13 protein-coding genes are annotated in these 20944 nt (G+C 74.2%); 7 read left to right on the top strand and 6 right to left on the bottom strand.

Translation table 11 applies throughout. The features are described 5' to 3' along the window. Positions 1-245 precede the first annotated feature (245 nt). Entirely contained in the window at positions 246-1190 is a 945-nt protein-coding gene (locus QK440_RS32225; protein ID WP_282796784.1) for an ABC transporter ATP-binding protein, read from the top strand. After that, on the top strand, positions 1187-2002 hold the full coding sequence (locus QK440_RS32220) for an ABC transporter permease (protein WP_282796783.1): 816 nt from the start codon (positions 1187-1189) through the stop codon (positions 2000-2002). Before QK440_RS32225 ends, QK440_RS32220 begins: the two co-directional genes overlap by 4 nt. A 172-nt stretch (positions 2003-2174) precedes the next feature. Here QK440_RS32220 and QK440_RS32215 read toward each other — a convergent pair whose 3' ends face one another. Continuing rightward, positions 2175-3809: an NAD(P)/FAD-dependent oxidoreductase gene (locus QK440_RS32215; RefSeq protein WP_282796782.1), complete on the bottom strand. Its 1635-nt coding sequence runs from the start codon at positions 3807-3809 to the stop codon at positions 2175-2177. A 598-nt stretch (positions 3810-4407) separates the two neighbouring features. Here QK440_RS32215 and QK440_RS32210 point away from each other — a divergent pair. Beyond that, positions 4408-5202: a hypothetical protein gene (locus QK440_RS32210; RefSeq protein WP_282796781.1), complete on the top strand. Its 795-nt coding sequence runs from the start codon at positions 4408-4410 to the stop codon at positions 5200-5202. Between the two features lie 130 nt (positions 5203-5332). Here QK440_RS32210 and QK440_RS32205 read toward each other — a convergent pair whose 3' ends face one another. Further along, positions 5333-8191, bottom strand: coding sequence for an AAA family ATPase (locus tag QK440_RS32205; RefSeq protein ID WP_282796780.1), 2859 nt, complete (start codon positions 8189-8191; stop codon positions 5333-5335). A gap of 1361 nt (positions 8192-9552) precedes the next feature. On the opposite strand from QK440_RS32205, the gene QK440_RS32200 reads away from it, so the two are divergent. Together QK440_RS32200 and QK440_RS32195 are read left to right on the top strand one after the other, a co-directional pair. Next, on the top strand, positions 9553-10830 hold the full coding sequence (locus QK440_RS32200; RefSeq protein ID WP_282796779.1) for a glycosyltransferase: 1278 nt from the start codon (positions 9553-9555) through the stop codon (positions 10828-10830). Next, positions 10827-11672 (top strand): 4'-phosphopantetheinyl transferase superfamily protein, encoded by an 846-nt coding sequence (locus QK440_RS32195; protein WP_282796778.1) that lies wholly within the window; start codon positions 10827-10829, stop codon positions 11670-11672. The genes QK440_RS32200 and QK440_RS32195 overlap by 4 nt, the downstream gene beginning before the upstream one ends. Positions 11673-11831: 159 nt before the next feature. Here the strand turns inward: QK440_RS32195 and QK440_RS32190 are convergent, their stop codons facing one another. After that, a complete protein-coding gene (locus tag QK440_RS32190; protein WP_282796777.1) occupies positions 11832-12413 on the bottom strand; it encodes a TetR family transcriptional regulator in 582 nt (193 codons plus the stop codon). Between the two features lie 229 nt (positions 12414-12642). Then, positions 12643-14526, bottom strand: a complete 1884-nt coding sequence (locus QK440_RS32185) for an ABC transporter ATP-binding protein (protein WP_282796776.1) — start codon at positions 14524-14526, stop codon at positions 12643-12645. A 348-nt stretch (positions 14527-14874) separates the two neighbouring features. Here QK440_RS32185 and QK440_RS32180 point away from each other — a divergent pair, with 348 nt between their 5' ends. Continuing rightward, positions 14875-16998: a glycoside hydrolase family 3 N-terminal domain-containing protein gene (locus QK440_RS32180; protein ID WP_282796786.1), complete on the top strand. Its 2124-nt coding sequence runs from the start codon at positions 14875-14877 to the stop codon at positions 16996-16998. Positions 16999-17017: 19 nt separating this feature from the next. Here the strand turns inward: QK440_RS32180 and QK440_RS32175 are convergent, their stop codons facing one another. Beyond that, positions 17018-17872: a GNAT family N-acetyltransferase gene (locus QK440_RS32175; protein WP_282796775.1), complete on the bottom strand. Its 855-nt coding sequence runs from the start codon at positions 17870-17872 to the stop codon at positions 17018-17020. A gap of 413 nt (positions 17873-18285) precedes the next feature. On the opposite strand from QK440_RS32175, the gene QK440_RS32170 reads away from it, so the two are divergent. Then, positions 18286-20472 carry an ATP-binding cassette domain-containing protein gene (locus tag QK440_RS32170; protein ID WP_282796774.1) on the top strand — a complete coding sequence of 729 codons (2187 nt, stop codon included), beginning with the start codon at positions 18286-18288 and terminating at the stop codon, positions 20470-20472. On the opposite strand, the gene QK440_RS32165 is transcribed toward QK440_RS32170, so the two are convergent. After that, positions 20432-20944 (bottom strand): helix-turn-helix domain-containing protein (locus QK440_RS32165; RefSeq protein WP_282796773.1); only part of this gene is annotated, 513 nt, incomplete at its 5' end. The two genes, QK440_RS32170 and QK440_RS32165, sit on opposite strands and share 41 nt — an antisense overlap.

Below are 20944 nucleotides of genomic sequence, written 5' to 3'. Positions count from 1 at the left end.
GTACTCCGGGAAAACTTTCCGAGGGCGTTCCGGGAATCGCGGTCCACGCTGCGCTCCGCATTCCTGACGGCACTTCGGATGAATTTGCCCACAATACCGTTGCACGGTAACAGCGGGCTTCCGGGAGCCCTACCCCTAGGAAACCCCTACCGGAAGGCGGTGCCGGGCAGATACAGGGGTGTTACGGACAGCGGCCCGCCTCTAGGGTCGGCGGCGTGGAATACGCTGTCCGGGTTGAGAATCTGGTGAAACAGTACGCGGCCGACGCGCGCCGCGTGGTCGACGGTCTGAGCTTCGAGGTGCACCGGGGTGAGGTGTTCGGCCTGCTCGGCCCCAACGGCGCGGGGAAGAGCACCACGGTGGGCATGATGACCACCCGGGTGCGGCCGACCTCGGGCGGGGTGGTGATCGACGGCGTGGACGTCGTCGCCCGGCCCAGACAGGCGAAGCGGGTGCTCGCGGTGGTGCCGCAGCGCAACAACCTCGACCGCTCCCTGTCGGTGCGCCAGAACCTCCTCTTCCACGCCACGTACCACGGCATCCCGCGCGCCGAGCGGCGGCGCCGGGCCGACGAGCTCCTCGACCAGATGGGCCTGGCCGACTACCGGAAGTCGAAGGTCGACGACATGTCCGGCGGCCAGGTGCAGCGCGTGATGATCGCCCGGGCGCTGATCCACCGGCCCAGCGTGCTGTTCCTCGACGAGCCGGCGACCGGACTCGACCCGCAGGCGCGGCTGTTCGTGCACGAGCGGGTCACCGAGCTCGCCGAGCGCGGCGTGACCGTGGTCATCACCACCCACGACATGGACGAGGCCGCGAAGCTCTGCGACCGCGTCGGCATCGTCGACAAGGGCACGCTGCTCGCCCTGGACACCCCCGAGGGCCTCGGTAAGCTGCTGCCCGCGCACTCCACGCTCACCCTGGCCGTCGAGGCGCCGCAGGGCCCGGCCCCGGTGGCGAAGCTGCTCGGTGACCTGCCGGGCGTACGCCAGGTCGACGAGATCGACCCGCAGTCGCCGCCCGCGCCGGAGTGCCGGTTCCGCATCTACACGGACGCCGAGCCGGTGCGGGCGCTCCAGCCGGCGCTCGCCGCGCTCACCGAACGGGACCACCAGGTCACGGACGTCGGCATCGGAAAGGTGTCCCTGGAAGACGTTTTCCTCCACCTCACCGGAAAGAATCTGCGATGACCGCGACCACCGCGACGGCCCCGGAACTCCCGGCGGCGCCGGAGACCCGGCAGATACACACCTTCGGCGCCATCATGTGGCGCGATGTCTTCGTCGCGCTGCGCCAGTTCCCGACGTTCATCGGGCAGGCCATCATCCAGCCGTTCTTCACGCTGTTCGTGTTCGGCGTGCTGCTGAGCGACGCGGGTTACGTGGACGGCGACTACAGCTCCGTGCTGCTGCCCGGGGTGCTCGCCCTGAACGGTTTCCTCGGCGGTATGCAGAACACGGCGCTGCCGCTCGTCGTCGACTTCTCGTACACGCGGGAGATCGAGGACCGGCTGCTCTCGCCGATCTCGCTGCGCCTGGTGGCCGTGGAGAAGATCCTCTTCGGCGCGCTGTACGGCTTCGTGGCGTCGCTGATGATGACGCCGGTCGGCATGGTGCTCCTCGACCTGTCGTGGCCGCTCAGCCGGACCGTGCCGGCGCTCGGGATCGCCGCGCTCGGCGCCCTGGCGGGGGCGTCCATCGGCCTGTGCCTGGGCACGTCCGTCAACAGCGACAAGGTGGACGTGATGTTCACGCTGGTCCTGATGCCGCTGCTGTTCACGGGCTCGACGCAGTTCCCGCTGGTCGCGCTCGACGAGGTGCGCTGGTTCCAGGTGATCTGCGGCGCCAACCCGCTGTCGTACGCCAGTGAGGGCATGCGGGCGGTGACGTCGCCGAGCGTGGAGCACGTGCCGCTGCCGGTGACGCTGATCGTGCTGGTGGGGTCCATCGCCCTGTTCGCGGCCGTGGGCATCCGCGGGTTCCTGCGGCGGGCGCAGGCGTAGCCCGTACGCGGAACACACGCCGCGGACCCGTACACGGGACACACACCGCGGACCGTACGCGGAACACACACCGCGGACCGTACGCGGAACACACACCAAGGAAGGGCCCCCGGAGCCGGTGCTCCGGGGGCCCTTCCCGTGTCCCGTGTCCCGTGTCCCGTCCGCCGCCGCGTCAGTCCTCGGGCAGTTCGACGGGCGCGAGCGACGCGAACAGGTCGCCGGGGCCGGGGTTCGACGGCCGGGTGGCGCCGCCGAGGTGGCGCAGGACGCCCCAGTAGGCGTTGAGGCCGGTCGTCACGGCGCCCTCGGCGAAGCCCGCGGTCCAGGAGACGTCGTCGCCGGCGAGGAAGAACCCGCGCTGCCGCGGGGTGAGGCCCTCCTGCATGAAGTGGGTGAACAGCCGCCGCTGGTAGCGGTAGTGGCCCGGCAGGTTGGCCTTGAAGGCGCCCTGGAAGTGGGGTTCGGCCTCCCAGGTGACCGTGCGGGGCGGCGCGATGACGCGGGAGCGGATGTCGACGCCGGGGTAGATGTCGGCGAGGGCGTCGAGGACGCCGTCCAGCCGCTCCTCGGGGCTCAGCGGGGCCATCTTCAGGGAGTCGTCGTTCCAGGTGTACGACAGGCACATGACGCCGGGGCGGTCCGGGCCGTCGTCGAAGAGGTAGACGCCGCGGGGCATCCGGTCGGTGAGGGTCGTGCTCATCACCTCGCGGCCGGTGCGCGGGTCGCGGTCGCGCCAGAAGGGCCGGTCGACGAGGACGAACAGCTTGGACGAGCCCATGTAGTGGCTGCGCTCCACCGCCGTCCACACCGGTGTGGGCAGCAGCGTCCGGTCGCAGCGGACGTTGGTGACCAGGGTGCGCTTCTGCGGGGTGAAGACGGCCGCGGCGTAGGTGCGGACCGTGCCGTCCCGCTCGTGCACGGCGATGCCGCGGGCGGTGCGCTCGACGCGGGCGACGCCGCCGCGGGGGCCGCCGCGGTGCAGCGACTCCAGGGACGTGCCGGCGGGCCAGTGCGCCAGCTCGTCGGGCGCGTGCGACCACAGGCGGAGCGGCAGTTGCCGGGAGCCCCCGACGACGAGCCGGTGGTCCTCCTCGGCGCCGGTGTAGACGACGCGCAGGATCTCCAGCATGGAGTTCGGGAAGTCGGTGTCCCAGCCGCCCGCGCCGAAGCCCACCTGGCCGAAGATCTCCCGGTACGTGAAGGACTGGAAGGCGGGCGAGCGGGCGAGGAAGCCGTAGAAGGACTCGTCGTCCAGGGCGCGCACCAGCGGGTTCCAGATGGCCTTGATCGCCTCGGTGTCGCGGCGGCGGATCGCGTCGTCCATGGCGAACAGCTCGGCGTGCTCCTGGAGGGCCTTGTCCCAGGCCATGCCGACTTCCTGATAGGTGTCGGGGAGTTCGCCGGCGTGCCGGGCGTAGTGCCGGGCGCCGCCCAGGGCGACGACGGTGCTGCCGCTGGCGGGGGTCAGCGGGTTGGGGAACGGGCGGGTGCGCAGGCCGACGAGGTCCATGTAGTGGCGCAGCGCGGTCGCCGACGCGGGGAAGCGCATCGCGCCGAGCTCGGCCACGGCGTCGGCGTCGGCGACGCCCTCGAACCCGACGGAGCGCATGCGGCCGCCGACGGGGCCCGCCTCGTGCACCACGGGCCGCAGGCCGACCCGCATGAGCTCGTACGCGGTGACGAGACCCGATATCCCCGCGCCGGTGACCGCGACGGGCGTCCCGAACTCGCCTTCCGGAATTCCCCCGAGACCGTGCGGACTCGCCAGCCATTCGTCGTAAGCGAAGGGAAAGTCCGGGCCCAGCATGGTTATGGAATCTGCTGTTCCGAGACGCGAACTACCGTTGAGGGCAACCAACGGATACTCCTCTGACCGTGATGGAGGCCGGCCCGGCGTACGTTCCAGACGGCCGCGGGGAGCCGGGCTGCGGCAGCAGGAGGAAGGTCCGCGATCAGCGCGGCCCGCGCCCCGCCCCTCGAACGGGGCGGCCGGGCCCGCGAATCGCCTCCGGTACACGGCACGTCTGACGGTGCCCTTGATTATCGGGGCGGCGTAAGGGGGCGGAGGAACCCCTCACCGTCCCCTTACGCCTCCTAGGTCCGCGCGGCCCGCGCCCCCTCCGGGCGGCGCGGTGACGGGGCCGCTCCGTGAACCCGGCGCGGGACGGCGGAGCCGAACGGGGGTTCTCACGGGGCACGAAATGCCGCGCGCGACGCAATGAGTACTTTAGTAGCGCGGCTCCGATCCTGAAGACTGTACGAAAGTCAGGAGCCGCCTTGAAATGATCTATGGTGTCCGCACCACGCGCCCGGCGCGGTTACCGCGCCACGTTTTCCCAACATTGTTCAACAATCTATCCAGAGGAGGCTTCATGCATCCAGGGTCGGACAGCCGAAGGTTCGCGGTGCACGATCACCGTCCGGGTGGCACGCCCGGCGGAGCCCGGCTGGAACCGATGGCCCTGGAGGTACGGCACCCGACGGCGGACGCCCCGGAGGGGTGCGGCGCCCGGCGCCAGGAGCGCGTGCTGCGGATCGAGCGCAACGCGTGCGTGGCCGCCGTCTCCGACGACGACTCCGCCGACCGGTTCCTGGCCCGGCTGCTCGGCGACGGCGGTCCGGACCGCCCCGGGGCGTCAGAGGTGACCGGGGCGACCGGGGCGACTGGGACGTCCGAAGCGGCTGGGACGTCCGAGGCGGCCGGGGCGGTGTCCGTCGCGGTGTACGGCGTGGACCCGCGCACCGACCCCGAGGCCGTGCGGCGGCTCGTCGGTGTCGTCCCCGAGGGCATGCCGCTGCCCGAAGCGCCGGTCCACGACGTCCTGGTGGCGGCGGCCCGGCAGCGGGGGCTGCCCGCGGAGACGGCCGCGGAGCGTGCCACCGACTTAACGGACGCCCTGGACCTGCGGGCCGTCGAGCGCACGCCCGTCGCCGAGCTCACCCCCGGTCAGCGCTCCCGCGCCGCGCTCGGCTGCGCGCTGCTGCACGTGCCGAGGCTCCTCCTGCTGTCCCGCCCCCTGGACGACGTGGACAGCGTGTCGGAGAAGATCCTCTGCCGGGTCCTCGGCCGCTACACGGCGTCCACCGGGACCGTGGTGTTCTCCACCCGCTCGCGCGAGGTCGCGCGCCGGGTGACGGACCGTCTGGTCACGGTCCAGGGCGGCGAGGTCCGCTGCGACTGCCTCCCCGCCACGCGCTGACGGCACCTCGTACGCACGCGGTCGCCCCGCGGGGCACCGCCCACGACCGCCTTCCCCCACAGGCGGTCGTCGACGGCCGGTACGTCACCGGCCGGCGGCCGGCACAACGTTGTCAGAGCGCTCCCCGCGTTCAGCACGCCGTGTCCGCGAGCAGATCGTGCGGCAGGTCCTTGCGCCGGGAGACGTTCAGCTTCCGGTAGACCCGCGTCAGATGCTGCTCCACCGTACTGACCGTGATGAAGAGCTTCCGCGCTATCTCGCGGTTGCTGTGCCCGAAGGAGGCCAGGGACGCGACGCGCCGCTCCGCGTCGGTCAGTTCCTCCGCGGGGCAGCCCTCCCCCGCCCGCGCCGGACGGTCGGCACCGGACGCCTCCCCGTCCCCGTACGGGAGCAGTTGCTCGCACAGCGTCTCCGCCCGGGCGTCGCGCGCGATGCGCCAGGCCCGCCGGGCCATCATGCGCGCCTGGCCGAGCTCGCCGAGGGCGTGGTGGGAACGGCTCAGCGCCCCCAGGGCCCGGACCAGCTCCAGGCGGTCCTCGCACTTCTCCAGCTCCTCGATCGCCTCGTGCAGCGCGTGGTGGTGCCGGCGCAGCCCGGCCACCTCGGCGAGCACGCGCAGCGTCTGGGCGCGGGTGCGGGACTGGCCGGGGCCGCACTTGGCGAGCTGCTCCTTGACGATCCGGTCGGCCTCGGCCTCCCCGCCCGTGCGCAGGTGCATCTCCGCGGCGGCGGACCGCCACGGGACCAGCGCCGGCTGGTCGATACCCCAGCGCGTCATGAGCTCGCCGCAGGTGAGGAAGTCGTCGAGGGCCGGGCGGACGCGTCCCATGGCGGCGTAGAGCTGGCCGCGCGCGTGCAGCAGCTCCAGGCCGTACCGGGTCTCCTTCAGGCCGTCCGGCACGTGGTGGTCCAGGTACGCCATGGCCTGCTCGTACTGGCCCATCGCGGTGTGCGCGGAGACCAGGTTGGCGAGGACCGAGCCGATGCCGACGCCCCAGCCCTGCGGCGAGATCCACGACAGCGCGTTGAGCGCGTACCGCACGGCGTCCGGCGCGTTGCCCTGGCGCAGGGCGACGGTGGCCCGCACCGCGGACAGCGGCGCCTGCCAGCCAGGACCGCCGAGCCGGGTGGCCTCGCGCAGCAGCGCGTCGCACCAGTGCGCGGCGCGGCCGAGCCGGTCGCAGTAGATGAGCACGGACAGGGCGGAGGTGAGGGCCTCCAGGGTGGCATCGCTCAACCGGGTGCCCTGGAGCACGGTCTCGGCCAGGTCGGCGGCGCCCGGGTCGACGCCGCGGGTGAGGACCGTGTTCAGGGCGGCGCCGACGCGGTGGCGCGGGTCGACGCCGCGCGCCGCCAGGACGTCCGCGATGCTCTGCGGGGCGGGCCAGTTGTCGGCCCCGACGCGCTCGCGCAGCGCGGGGTAGGTGGTGCGCACGGCCCCGGCCGCGAGGTAGGCGGTCACGGCGGACGCCCCCGAGTGGGCGACCTGGCCCTTGCGGGCGACCTCGGCGGCCTCCTCGAACCGGCCCTGCCACAGCAGCCCCGAGAGCAGCACGGGGACGGCCCCCTCGGCGAGCCAGCCCTCGTCGAAGGCGGCGCGCAGCGCGTTCAGGTGGGGGCCGAGCGTGGAGGGGCGGACCCGCCAGGCGAAGCGGGCCAGCTCGGCCAGGATCTCGCTGCGCCGCTCGCCGCGCGGGCACGCCTCGTCCGCCAGGTGGAGGCAGGCGATGGCGAGGGACACGTCCTCGTCGCGCCGGGCGCGGGTGGCCGTCTCCCACAGCACGTCGAGGGACTCGGCTCCGGCGACCTCGCCGGTGGCGACGATGTGCCGGGCGACGACGGGCGGTTCGGCGCCGTGGCGGCGCAGCAGCTCGGCGGCGCGCCGGTGCAGCTCGATGCGGTCGGCGCGGGTCAGGTCGTCGAGCACGGCCGTGCGGGCCAGCGGGTGGCGGAACGATCCGGCGCCGGTCAGCCCGGCGGCCTCGAGCGTCCGCAGGCTGAGCGCGACGGTCTCGCGGTCGAGGTCGAGCAGGCCGGCGAGCGTGGCGTCGGACGCCGCGTCGTCGAGGACCGCGAGGCCGCGGGCGACGGCCAGGACGGCGTCCTCGCCCCGGTGCAGGCAGCTCAGTACGGACTGCCGGTAGGCGTCGCCGACGGGCAGCGTCCTCGTGCCGGCCGGGCCGGGCCGGGGGGTGTCGGTGCCCGTCCCCGGCGCCCGCAGGTCCTGCGCGGGCACGTCGTGGGCGAGCAGGTCGTGGATCAGCGCCCGGATCAGCAGCGGGTTGCCACCACTGAAGCGGTGCGCGTCGGGCGCGAGGCGCTGCGCGGTGGCCTCGTCGACGTGGGCGCGCAGCAGGGCGGCCGTGGCGCTCTCGCCGAGGGGCGCGAGCCTGAGCTGGGTCAGGCGGGGGTGGCGCAGCAGTTCCGCGCCGAACAGGGGGCGTTCGGCGCCCGGCCCGGTGCGCAGGCCGAGGACGACGACGACGGGCTTGGCCCGCAGCTCGCGCATCGCGTACTGGAGGCACTGGAGGGAGGGGATGTCGGCGTACTGCACGTCGTCGATGAGGACGGCCAGCGGCCGGCCCTGGGCCTGGGCGTGCAGCAGCGTGGTCAGGGACCGCATCACGTGGGCACGGACGTGCTCCTCGCGCTCGCTGTCGGGGTCGCGCAGCATGGCGGTGAACCGGGCGTCGTCGAGCAGGCGCGCCGTCCGCGCGGCCGTCCCGTCCTCCTGCTCGCCCACCTGGTCGGTGTGGAGGAGCAGTTGACCGAAGACCGCCATGGGCGTCCTGCGCTCCGCTCGTAAACCGGTCGCCCGCAGGACCGCGAGGCCTCGCGCCTCGGCCTGCTCGGCGACGGCGTTCAGCATCTCGCTCTTGCCGGTGGCCACCGGCCCTCTGACGACGACGACACGGGAAGGCCGCTCCGCGCTGTTCGTCAGAACGTCCTCCAGGAGAGCCCATTCATCGACTCGCTCGACCAGGCTCATAGTGCGGTTTCCTCCCCGTAAGAAATTTTCGCAAACTGCACTGGGCGCCTTATTCGCATATTGCTCTCATCAAGTAGCCGCAGGAGCCGGAAGCAGGATACCAGGGCATATTCCGAATAGCTGCGCCGTGGCTCTCGGGGTACTCAGTCAACAACACAACTATGACTGAATCTTGACGGCGAGGTAGCCCAGAAAGATGTGAGCCCACCGCCCAAATCCACGGCGACTCGCAACGTTCAGCCCTCCCCACTCCGGCCATCGATGTGATATAGGGCCGAGCGGTCGATCGGGCTTATACGGAATGTTCAACTCCAATTGTAAGAAAGGAGAACGCTCAACCGGCCACCCCGCCGTGACGCAGGGGCCATCTGGACACACTGTCCGGAAACGTGCCTGCCCACGGCCCCCTTGGGGAGAGCCGACGCCCGGGCCCGGCGGCGGCCGGCGCGCCCCCGGAGGGCCCCCGGCAGCCGTACGCCGACCGCTTCCGCCGCTTACCCGGAGGCCGCCGACGCACGCGTGCGGGACGGATCAGCACCGCCGGACAGGGCTCCACGGGCCCGCGCCGCCGTTAAGGGAGCGTTAGGAAAGGAGGGCGACGGGATCCCCAACGGCCGCCCTCCGGCACGGAAACCGAAAACAATCCTGTGGCAATCCGAAAGCAAAATTCCCTGTGAAACTTCCCCGCGGTCCCGCAACGTGGCGGGCGTCACGCCTGAGTTACCGCCGACACCCCCGGTACAGGGACCGGAGCGACCGCGTCCGGGGGTGCCGGGTACGTCACATTGTTACGCCGAGGTTTCCGGCCAACGCCCGTTTCGGCGGTGTGAACGGACCGGCTTGCCGTGTGAACGGACCGGCCGCCGGCCAAGCCCGCGTACGAACTCGCTCCGCGCGCGCCGCCGGCACGCCCGGAAAGCATTTTCCGTTCGGCGGGCCGCACAGCCGGGCGGCCCCGCACCGGGCACGCCGACGGCCGTAACGGGCATACCGACGCCCGCGACGGGCACACCCGCACGCGTACCGGGCGCGCGGGCGTGCGGGCGTGCTTGGTACGCGCCGCTAGGGGACGGATAGGGGTGGAGGGCGGTATCCGCCGCGGCTAGCCTCCGGCGGGAGGAATCACCGGTACGGCAGCGGCGCGTCGTCGTTCGTCGGCGACCCCGCCCTCCCCGAGCCCGACGTGTTGTCCAGGGCCACCGCCCCGCGGGCGGTCACCCGTGATCCTCCCGGAAGCGCCTGCCGGCCAGGGCACGCCGATGTGACGCGCACGCGCGGGACGCGCTCGCGCGCAGACCGTAGAGGACGACGATGGCGACACCGCACACCCCGAGCGCGCTCCGACCCGGGAGCGTGCCCCGATGACCGTGTCCGGTCCCGGCGCCGAGGAAGCCGCCGGGCACGACGGCACCGCTCCGGACGGAGCGCGCACCACCGTCACCGTGATCATCCCGACCTTCAACGAGGCGGACAACGTCGAGGAGTTGCTGACCCGCCTCGCGGCCGCCCTGCCGGCGCACCTGGAGTGCGAGGCGCTGTTCGTCGACGACAGCACCGACAACACCCCGGCCGCCATCGAGCGGGCGGCCCTGACGTGTCCGTTCCCCGTGCACGTCATCCACCGCGAGGTCCCGGTGGGCGGCCTGAGCGGGGCCGTCGTGGAGGGCATGAAGGCCGCCGCGTCCGAGTGGCTCGTCGTCATGGACGCCGACCTCCAGCACCCCCCGTCCCTCATGCCGGAGCTGGTCGAGACGGGCCGCCGCACGGGCGCCGAACTCGTCGTCGCCAGCCGGTACGCGGGCGGCGGCAGCCACGCCGGGCTCTCCGGCCGCTACCGCGTCGCGGTCTCGCGCGCCTCGACCCTCGTCACCAGGTCCCTCTTCCGCTCGGCCCTGCGCGGCATCAGCGACCCGATGAGCGGCTTCTTCGCGATCCGCCGCGACACCGTGCACGCCCAGGCCGGCATCCTCAGGCCCCTGGGCTACAAGATCCTGCTGGAACTCGCCATCCGCTGCCGGCCGCGCGCCGTCGCCGAGGTGCCGTTCTCCTTCCAGGAGCGGTACGCGGGCGAGTCGAAGTCGACCGTGCGCGAAGGCCTGCGCTTCCTCGCCCACCTGGTGTCGCTGCGCACCGCGACCCCGGTGGCCCGCATGGTGGCCTTCGGCCTCATCGGCCTGACCGGCTTCGTGCCGAACCTGTGCGGCCTCGCCGCGCTCACCGCGCTCGGCCTGCACTACCTGCCCGCCGAGATCGTGGCCAACCAGTTCGGCGTCGCGTGGAACTTCCTCCTCATCGACCTGCTGCTCTTCCGCGGGCGGCGCGAGCACCGGCACTGGGCCGACCGCCTGGGCCGGTTCGCGCTGCTCGCCAACGCCGACCTGCTGCTGCGCATCCCGCTCATCGCCCTGCTCGTCGACGGCGCGGGCATGGCGGTGGTGCCCGCCACCACGCTGGCCCTTGCGACGACGTTCGTGGTGCGCTTCGTCGCCACCGAACTGATCGTCTACCTCCCCCGGCGCGGCCGGGCGGGAGGCGCGGACACCCCGCCGCCGCTGGAACCGGTGGTGGCGCCCGAGCCGCGCGAGCCGGATCCGGGGCCGCGGGAGCCCGAGCAGCGGGAGAAGGAGGGGACGCCGTGAGCGCCGGAGTACGGTACGGCCGTACGGAGCCGGGGGCGCCGCGCGCGGACGCGGCGCCCCCGGCCGTGCCCCAGGCGGAGCCCCCGGCCCCCGCGGCGGCCCCGCTGCTCGCGCGGATCGTGCCCGGGGACGTCGTCTGCCGGGAGTTCACGTACGACCCGGACGGCGTCGTGCTGCACCCCGACGAGGCGGCGCTGGTCGCGCGGTCCGTGGAGACCCGGCGCCGGGAGTTCACCACCGGCCGCCACTGCGCGCACCTGGCGCTCGACGCCCTGGGGCGCCCCGCCCCGGTGATCCTGCCCGACGCCAAGGGCAGCCCGGGGTGGCCCGCCGGCGTCGTCGGGAGCATCACGCACTGCTCCGGCTACCGTGCCGCCGCCGTCGCCGGGGCCGCGCGCGTCCGCTCCGTGGGCATCGACGCCACGCCCGGTACGCCGCTGCCGGACGGCGTCCTGGAGACCGTGGCGCTCCCGGCGGAACGGCGGCGCGTGGCGGAGCTGCTGGCGCGGTGGCCCGAAGTGCGCTGGGACAGCGCCCTGTTCAGCGCCAAGGAGAGCGTCTACAAGACCTGGTACCCGCTCCAGCGCGCGCCGCTGGAGTTCGAGGACGCCGACGTGGTGTTCCACCGCGCCGACACCGACACAGCCGCAGGCACAGACACAGACACAGGCACAGCCGCAGCCACGGACGCGACCGCGGACACGGCCCAGGGGTCCGGCACCTTCACCGCGCGGATCCTGCCGCACGTGCGCCGCCGGGACTTTCCGCGGGAGCTCCGGGGCCGCTGGCTGGCGCGGGACGGGCTGGTCCTCACCGCGATCACGCTGCGCCCGGGGCCCTGAGCGCACCGGCCCGGAGCGGCGCTTCCTTCCACGGGGGAAGGGGAAGGAGTCGCCGCTCCGGGAGACGGCCGGCCGGGAGAGCTCCGCGGCAGTGCCTGCGGCTCTTCCCGTGCTCCACCGTAGGGCGGCCACCGGCCGCGGCGTACCCCTAACCGGCCCTTACCGGGGGCCGTCCGGCAGCAGCCGGTGCGCCAGCTCCTCGATGAGCTTGTCCGTGGAGAACGGCGCGAGCAGGTCGGGCACCGTCAGGTCGTCGACGATCAGGCCGAGCACGGTCAGGTAGAGCAGCACGACGGCGACGCGGTCGCCGGGCAGCCCCGCGTCCAGGTGGAAGGCGATGTTCGCCTCCAGGGTCTCGGCCATGAACCGGCTGAGCTCCGCGTGGAGTTCGGGGCGGCGGGTGGCTTCCAGGCGCATCTCGAGCAGGGCCAGGTGGCTGCTGCGGTCCGCCCGCATCCGCTCGACGAGCTGCTTGAGCAGGGTGGCGACGAGGTCCTTCGAGGGCTCGGCGCGCAGGGTGTCGGCGAGCGCGTCCTCCTCGGGCATGAGCCGCTCCTGGACGCGCCGCATGACCTGGGCGAGCAGGTCCGCGCGGTGCGCGAAGTAGTTGCTCGCGGTGCCCTTGGGGACGTCCGCCTCCGCGTCCAGCGCGCGCAGCGTGAGACCGCGCGACCCGTCCCGCGCGAGCACCTCGATCGCGGCGTCCAGCAGGGCGGCACGGCGGGCGGGGTTCTGTCTCATGACGGTGCTCGGTTCCTCTCCCGGGGAAGGCGGGGCCGTGGTGCACGGGCCACGCCGCCTCACGCAGACCACTGCAAGCACAGTACATCACGCGCCGTACGACCTCCGCGCACCGCCGGACCGTCCTCCGCACGCCCCGCCGGACAGCCCCCCGCACACCCCGTCGTACAGCCCTCCGTGCACCCCGCCGGACGGGCGGGGTGCACGGTGCCGCGCGGGGCCGGGAGGGCTAGGCCGCCACCTCCACCCCGCCGCCGGCCAGGAACTGCGTCCGGTACAGCTCCGCGTACCGCCCGCCCTGGGCCAGGAGTTCGTCGTGCGTGCCGCGCTCGGCGATCCGCCCGTCCTCGACCACGAGGATCACGTCGGCGGAGCGCACGGTCGAGAGCCGGTGGGCGATGACGACGGCGGTGCGGCCGGACAGCGCCTCGGCGAGGGCCTCCTGGACGGCGGCCTCGGAGGTGTTGTCCAGGTGCGCGGTCGCCTCGTCGAGGATGACGACCCGCTGCCGGGCGAGCAGCAGCCGCGCGATGGTCATACGCTGCCGCTCGCCGCCGGAGAGCCGGTAGCCGCGCTCGCCGACGACCGTGTCGAGGCCGTCCGGCAGGGACCGTACGAGGGCCTCGAGGCGGGCCCGCCGCAGGACGTCCCACAGCTCGTCCTCCCCGGCCTCGGGCCGGGCGAGCAGCAGGTTCGCGCGGACGGACTCGTGGAAGAGGTGGCCGTCCTGCGTGACCATGCCGACGGTGTCGCGCAGCGACGCGGCGGACAGGTCGCGCACGTCCACGCCGCCGATCCGCACGGTGCCCGCGTCGGCGTCGTACAGGCGCGGCAGGAGCTGCGCGATGGTGGACTTGCCCGCGCCCGAGGAGCCGACGAGGGCGACGGTCTGGCCGGGTTCGGCGCGGAACGACAGGCCGTGCAGGACCTCCGCGCCGCCGCGGCCGTCGAGGGACGCGACCTCCTCCAGGGAGGCGAGGGAGACCTTGTCGGCGGCCGGGTAGCCGAAGCGGACGTCGTCGAACTCCACGGCGACGGGCCCCTCGGGGACGGGGCGGGCGTCCGGCTTCTCGGCGATGAGCGGCTTCAGGTCGAGGACCTCGAAGACCCGCTCGAAGCTGACGAGGGCGCTCATCACCTCGACGCGCGCCCCCGCGAGCGCGGTCAGCGGCGCGTACAGGCGGGTCAGCAGCAGGGCGAGGGAGACGACGGCGCCGGCGTCGAGCGAGCCCTTCAGGGCGTAGAAGCCGCCCAGGCCGTACACCAGGGCCAGGGCGAGGGCCGAGACCAGGGTGAGCGCGGTGATGAACGCCGACTGGGCCATGGCGGTGCGCACCCCGATGTCCCGCACCCGGCGGGCCCGGGCCGCGAACTCGGCGGACTCGTCGGCGGGCCGCCCGAACAGCTTGACGAGGGTCGCGCCGGGCGCCGAGAAGCGCTCGGTCATCCGGGTGCCCATGGCGGCGTTGTGGTGGGCGGCCTCCCGCTGGAGGCGGGCCATGCGGGTGCCCATGCGGCGCGCGGGCACCACGAACACCGGAAGCAGCACCAGGGCGAGCAGCGTGATCTGCCAGGACAGGGCGAGCATCACGCCGAGGGTGAGGACGAGCGTGACGACGTTGGAGACGACGCCCGAAAGAGTGTTGCTGAAGGCGCGTTGCGCGCCGATGACGTCGTTGTTGAGGCGGCTGACGAGCGCTCCGGTGCGGGTGCGCGTGAAGAACGCGACGGGCATGCGCTGCACGTGGTCGAAGACGGCGGTGCGCAGGTCGAGGATGAGGTTCTCGCCGAGGGTCGCCGACAGCCAGCGGCCGAGGATGCCGAGGGCCGCCTCGGCCACCGCGATGACCGCGATGAGCACGGCGAACCGGACGACGCGCGAGGACGGGGCGCCGGAGACGATGGCGTCCACGACCTGCCCGGCCAGGACCGGCGTGGCCACGGCCAGCAGCGCGGTGGCCACGCTCACCAGCACGAAGTGGGTGATGCGGCGGCGGTGCGGCCGCGCGAACGCGGTGATCCGCCGCAGGGTCGCGCGGGCGAAGGGACGGCGTTCCTGCTGGGCGTTCATGACGCTGTACATCTGCGTCCACGCGGTGGTTTCCATGCTCATACGGGGAACCGTAGGACCTCAAGCAATGTTGAGGTCAAGGGGAGGCCGACGCGTGCGGCCGTCCCCGCCGCTTCCTTGACCGCCCTGTACCGGCCTCGTACGTTCTCTTCACTTCTTGAGGCCACCGCTCCGGTTGTCTCCGCTCCGACGTGAGAAGGCGAACGCATGCGAGGGCTACGAAGGCGTACGGTGCTGTCCGGTCTCTCGGTGCTGTCGGCGTTGTCGGGGTTGTCGGGGCTCGGCGGCGCCGCCGTCGCCGGTGGCGTCGCCCAGGCCTCGCCCCGCCGCCCCGGCCGTCCCGGCCGTTCCCGCCGCCACGACCGTGCCGTGCGCGCGCTGCTCGGCCGGATGACGGTCGAGGAGAAGCTGGGTCAGCTCCAGCAGCTCGCGGGGGCCTGGGAGACCGGTCCGGGCGGGAACAGCACGAAAAACGCGGTGGAGAGCGCGGCGCGGGCGGGGCGGCTCGGCTCGGTCCTGTCCGCCTTCGGCGCGCGCAGCACCAACGCGCTCCAGCGGATCGCGGTCGAGGAGTCGCGGCTCGGCATCCCGCTGCTCTTCGGGCTCGACGTGATCCACGGCTTCTGGACGACGTTCCCGATCCCGCTGGCGCAGGCGGCGAGCTTCGACCCGGGCGTGGCGCGGACCGACGCGGAGGTCTCCGCCCAGGAGGCCCGCGCGAACGGCGTGCACTGGACGTTCGCGCCGATGGCGGACGTCACGCGGGAGCCGCGCTGGGGGCGCGTCGCCGAGAGCTGCGGCGAGGACCCGTACCTGACGGCGGAGTTCACGGCCGCCAAGGTCGCGGGCTACCAGGGCCGGGACCTGCGCGCCAAGGACCGCGTGGCCGCCTGCGCCAAGCACTTCGTCGCGTACGGCGGGGCCGAGGGCGGCCGCGACTACAACACGGTGGACGTCTCCGAGGCCCGGCTGCGCAATCTGTACCTGCCGCCGTTCCGGGCCGCCCTGGACGCGGGCGCGGCCACCGTGATGGCGTCCTTCAACACGGTCGGCGGCGTGCCCGCGCACGGCAACGCGCACGCGCTCACGGAGATCCTCAAGCACCAGTGGGGCTTCGACGGGTTCGTCGTCAGCGACTGGAACGGCGTACGGGAGCTGGTCGCGCACGGCTTCGCCGAGGACGACGCGGCGGCGGCGCGGCTCGCGCTGACCGCGGGCGTCGACATGGAGATGGTCAGCACCACCCTGCGGGAGCACGGGGAGAGGCTGCTGCGCGAGGGGCGGATCGACGCGGGGCGCCTGGACGACGCGGTGGCGCGGATCCTGCGGCTGAAGTTCACGCTCGGGCTCTTCGACGACCCGTACGCGGACGAGGGCGCCGCCGTGGCCGGGCCGGTGCCCGCCACGCGCCGGGCGGCGCGCGCGGCCGCCGCCCGCTGCATGGTGCTCCTGAAGAACGAGCGGGGCACGCTGCCGCTGCGGACGTCGGTCGGCTCGATCGCCGTCGTCGGGCCGTTCGGCGACTCCGGTGACCTGCTGGGCACCTGGGCGGTGCCGGCCGCCGCGGCGAAGTACCCGTCGGTGCGGGTCCTGGACGCGGTCCGGCGCGCGGCCCCGGGGGCGCGGGTGACGTACGCGCGGGGCGTGGCCACCGAGGGCGGGGACACCCGCGGCATCCGGGCGGCGGTGGCGGCCGCGCGCGCCGCCGACGTCACGGTCGTCGTCGTGGGCGAGCCCCCGGCGCTGAGCGGCGAGGCGGCGGCGCGCGCCGACATCGGCCTGCCCGGCGTACAGGAGCGGCTGATCGAGGCGGTCGCGCGGACGGGCAGGCCGTTCGTGGTGGTCCTGGTCAACGGCCGGCCGCTGACCGTCGGCGGCTGGCTGGACTCCGCACCCGCCGTCCTGGAGGCCTGGCACCCGGGCGTGGAGGCAGGCAACGCCATCGCCGACGTGCTGTTCGGCAAGGTCGACCCGGGCGGCAGGCTGCCCGTGTCGTTCCCGCGCGCGGTCGGCCAGATCCCCGTCCACTACAACCACGAGTCGACGGGCCGCCCGTACGCCGCGGGCGTCAAGTACACCTCCGGATATCTGGACCTGCCGCCGGACCCGCAGTTCGCCTTCGGCCACGGGCTGAGCTACACGACCTTCCGCATCGGGGCGCCCCGGCTGTCCCGCGCCTCTGTCCCGGCCCGCGCGCTGCACGCGGGCGACACCGTCGAGGTGTCCGCCACCGTCACCAACACCGGGGCGCACGCGGGCGACGAGGTGGTGCAGCTCTACGTGCACGACGTCGCGGCGAGCATCGCGCGGCCGGTGCGCGAGCTGCGCGGCTTCGAACGGGTGACGCTCGCCCCCGGCGCGACACGGACCGTGCGCTTCCGCTTGGGCGCGCGCGACCTGGGCTTCTGGACGAACGACCCGGGCGGCGTGTTCCGCCTGGAGGAGGGCGCGTTCGACCTCTACGTGGGCAACAGCTCCACGGCCACGGCCAAGCGGCGGCTCACCGTGACGTGACCGCCGCCCGCCCCGGCCGTCAGCCCAGCTCCAGCGTGGTGATCCCGAACACCTTGTGCTGCGCGAACTCCCGTACCGGACCGGTGTACATGCGTGCCGTCGCGAACGCCGGGCGCAGGCCCCGGGACTCGGCCAGCGCGACGGCCGAGGCGTTCGACAGGGGCACGTCGATCCCCACAGGCGCCCCGTCGAGGTCCGCGGTCAGCCCGTCCAGGAGCGCCTCGGCGTCCGCGCGTGTGTCGGCGAACAGCGGCCCGATCCGCGCGCCCTCGCGGGCCGGGCGCACCACGCCGTACCCGGTGACGCGCCCGTCGACGACGCTCACCAGCACCGTGTGGCCGGGCGTGTCCAGCCACCGGGCGAGGAACCGCGGCCGGTCGGCCGGGAAGCAGGAGCTGTCGTACGCCGCGAGGGCCGCGGGTCCGGCCTCGGCGGCGGGGCGCACGTGCGCGGGCCGGGGGCCGGGCGACGCGGGGCCGACGTAGCGCATCGAGTCGTGGCGGTGCCGGAAGCCGGAGCGGCGGTAGTTGGCCTGCTGCGCGGGCACGCCGTCCAGGCCGACCGTGCGGTCCCCGGCGTGCGCGAGCGCGGCGCGCCAGGTGGCGATGCCGTGGCCGCGGCCCCGGGCGTCGGGGCGCACGAGGTAGAAGCCGAGGAACGCGTACGCCGCGTCGTAGGTGACGACGGAGATCGCGGACACCGGCTCGCCGTCGACGCGGCCGAGGAAGAAGCCGCGGGGGTCCTGGGCGAAGAACGCCGCGGTGTCCCGCAGGCCCGGGTTCCACCCCTCGTCCGCCGCCCAGCCGGTGACGACGCGCCAGTCGTCGGGGGTCGCGGTGGTCAGGGTGAGCCGTCCGGGAGCCGAATTCTCCATCGCCGCACCTTCCTTGAGCGATCGGGGCCGGGTACACGGGTCCCATCCTGCCCCGGGAGCGGCTCCGCCCTCGCCCGGGTCGTCCGGGTCACCCGGGTCGCCCGGGTCGCGGGCGGCCGAGGCGCTGCGCCCGGCCGAGTCGGGCACGGTCACGGTCACGGTCACGGGCAAGCTCGTCCCGGTCCCGTCCCGGTCCCGTCCTGGTGCCGTCCTGGTCCCGGGCGGCGCGGGCGTGCCCGGGGGCCACGGCCGTCCGTGACGCGGCGCGGGGACGCGTTCCTGGCCCCCGTCACCGCCATTCCAGGCCGTTTTCACCCCATCCCGCACAGATTTCGACCAAAGCGCCCCTTTGCCGCCGCGCTCCGGAGAGGGTGGTCCGAGACCGTCCGGACCACGACCATCTGGGAGGCACTGTGCGGCCGCACGATCCAGCGGGAGCCCGCGCGCGGAAGCGGCGGCGCGGCCGGGCGGACCAAGACCCCGCCGCACCGCGTGAGCCCGCGCCGCCCGGGCACGCGCCGCCCGAACAGCTCCTCTTCGGCGGGCGGCTGAGGAGCTCCTGGGGGTGGACCGCGCACGAGGGCGCCCGCCTGCAGACGTCCTTCCTCGCGATCCTGCGGCAGATCCCGGCCCTGTCCGGGCACACGGCCGCGCTGGCCTGGCGGGCGGACCCGGCGGCCCTGGTGGTCGTCGTCGTGGCGCAGCTCGGCCAGGCCGCCGCCACCGCGTTCGGGCTGCTGGCCACCAACCGCGTCCTGGTCTCGCTGTTCGCGGCGGGCCCGACGGCCGAGCGGGTGCACGAGGCGCTGCCGTCGCTCGTGGGCGTGGCCGCCGCCAGCGCGCTCGCGGCGACCCTGCGCGCGGTGACCTTCGCCGCCTCGGGGCGCCTCGGGCCGAAGGTGGAGCGCCTGGCCGCCCTGTCCATGCTGGAGCAGGTCGTGCGGGTAGAGGTGGAGCACATCGAGCGCGCCGACTTCCACGCGGTCCTCGACTCCGGGCAGCACGGCCAGACCGCGGCGCGCCGGCTCATCGACCACACCCTCGGCATCGCGGAGGCCCTCATGGCGCTGCTCGCCGTGAGCGGGGTCCTCGCGGTGCTGCACCCGGTGCTGCTGCCGCTCCTCGTCGCCGTGGTGGTGCCCAAGGCGTGGGGCACGGTCCGCTCGGCGCGCAGGACGTACGCCTCGGTGCAGGTCTGGCTGGAGCACGTGCGCCAGCAGGCGGCGCTGCGGCGGCTGTTGATCTCGCAGCGGGCCGCGCCGGAGCTGCGGGTGCACGGCGCGGGCCCGTTCCTGCTCGACCAGTTCGACCGGATGGCGGCGCAGGCGGCGGACGAGCAGACGCGCCTGGCGCACCTGGAGGCCCGCACGGACCTGACCACCTCGGCGCTGTCGGGCCTGACGGCCGCGGCCACGTACGCGCTGCTCGCCTGGCTCCTGACGCACGGCCAGATGCCGCTCGCGTCCGGCGCGACGGCCGTCCTCGCCCTGACCAGCGCTACGGCGGGGCTGCGGCGGATGGTGACCAACATCCACCACCTGTACGAGCAGAGCCTGTTCATGACGGACCTGATCCGCGCCCGGGAGGAGGCCCGGCGGCGCGCGATCCCCGCCACGGGGGCGCCGGTGCCCGAGGCGCCCGCCGAGATCGCCCTCGACCGGGTCACGTTCCGCTATGCGGGGCGGGAGCGGCCCGCGCTCGACGATGTGTCGCTGACCGTGCGCAGGGGCCAGGTGATCGCCCTGGTCGGCGCGAACGGCTCCGGCAAGACGACCCTCAGCAAGCTCCTCGCGGGCGTCTACCTGCCCTCCGGCGGCGCCGTCCGCTGGGACGGGACCGATCTGCGGGCGCTGTCGCGCGACGACGTGTTCGCGCAGGTGGCGCTGGTGCCGCAGGACTTCCAGCGGTGGCCGTTCACGGCCCGCGCCAACGTGGCGATCAGCCGCCCGGGGAAGATCGGCGACGCCGAGCGGCTGGACGCGGCCGCCGCGTACGCCGACGCGCACCGCGTCCTCGACGACCTTCCGCACGGCTGGGACACGCTGTGCGAGAAGGGGTACGAGGGCGGCGTCGACCTCTCCGGCGGGCAGTGGCAGCGGCTCGCCCTGGCCCGCGCGTACTTCCGCGGCGCGACCATCCTGATCTGCGACGAGCCCACCAGCAGCATGGACCCGGCCGCCGAGATCGACGCGTTCGACAAGATCCGCGCCCTGGCCGCGGCGGACCAGACGATCGTGCTGGTCACGCACCGGCTGCACAGCGTCAAGGAGGCCGACGTCATCTACGTCCTGGAGCACGGCAGGCTCGTCGAGCACGGGGACTTCGCCACGCTCATGGCCACCGACGGGCCGGGGGTGTTCCGGCGCCTCTTCGAGCTCCAGTCGCACCAGTACCGCACGGACACCGGCACCGGCACCGACACCGACACCGCGCCGGACCCTTCGGCCCGCCCCGCGGGCGCGGGCCGCACACCGGCGTACGGCCCCCGCGCGGACGGGCCGTGCCCGGCCCCCGGCACCCTCGACGGCGTGCCCGCGCAGGTGCGCCGCTCCCCCGCCGCTAGGCCGGACGGGGCCGCGGCGGGCGGGACAGGCGGTTGAGGCGCAGGGCGAGCTGGAGCTCCAGGGCGCGGGCCGGGCTGTTCCAGTCGGCGCCGAGCAGCCGGGCGGCGCGGTCCAGGCGCTGGACGACGGTGTTCACGTGGACGTGCAGCACGTCCTTGGCGCGGGCCGGGCTCGCGCCCTGGTCGAAGTACGCCTCCAGGGTGCGGACCAGGTCGGTGCCGCGGCGGGCGTCGTAGTCGAGGACGGGTCCGAGGACGCGGCGGACGTACCCGGTGAGGTCGGCCCGGTCGCCGAGGAGGACGCCGACGAAGCCGAGGTCCGGCAGGCTCGCGCCCTCGCCGGCGCGGCCGAGGGCGGTCAGCGCCCGCAGGCAGCGCAGCGCCTCGGCGTGCACGGCGGGCAGCCGGTCGTGGCCGGTCGCCGGGCCCGCGGCGCCGACGGTCACGGGCGCTCCGAGGGCCGCGCCGGCGCGGGCGCGAGCCTGCCGGCCCTCGGCTTCGTCGGCGTC

The organism is Streptomyces sp. CC224B, assembly GCF_030010595.1.
Taxonomy (GTDB): Bacteria; Actinomycetota; Actinomycetes; order Streptomycetales; family Streptomycetaceae; genus Streptomyces; species Streptomyces longispororuber.
The sequence above is the reverse complement of the archived record's forward strand: the minus strand, read 5'-3'. Positions and strand labels throughout refer to the sequence as shown.

What these genes read in the sequence shown, in the direction of transcription:
- QK440_RS32180 (WP_282796786.1), top strand. Translation starts at nt 14,875, where the DNA reads ATGACGGTCGAGGAGAAGCTGGGTCAGCTCCAGCAGCTCGCGGGGGCC.
- QK440_RS32215 (WP_282796782.1), bottom strand. Translation starts at nt 3,809, where the DNA reads ATGCTGGGCCCGGACTTTCCCTTCGCTTACGACGAATGGCTGGCGAGT.
- QK440_RS32205 (WP_282796780.1), bottom strand. Translation starts at nt 8,191, where the DNA reads ATGAGCCTGGTCGAGCGAGTCGATGAATGGGCTCTCCTGGAGGACGTT.
- QK440_RS32190 (WP_282796777.1), bottom strand. Translation starts at nt 12,413, where the DNA reads ATGAGACAGAACCCCGCCCGCCGTGCCGCCCTGCTGGACGCCGCGATC.
- QK440_RS32200 (WP_282796779.1), top strand. Translation starts at nt 9,553, where the DNA reads ATGACCGTGTCCGGTCCCGGCGCCGAGGAAGCCGCCGGGCACGACGGC.
- QK440_RS32220 (WP_282796783.1), top strand. Translation starts at nt 1,187, where the DNA reads ATGACCGCGACCACCGCGACGGCCCCGGAACTCCCGGCGGCGCCGGAG.
- QK440_RS32175 (WP_282796775.1), bottom strand. Translation starts at nt 17,872, where the DNA reads ATGGAGAATTCGGCTCCCGGACGGCTCACCCTGACCACCGCGACCCCC.
- QK440_RS32185 (WP_282796776.1), bottom strand. Translation starts at nt 14,526, where the DNA reads ATGAGCATGGAAACCACCGCGTGGACGCAGATGTACAGCGTCATGAAC.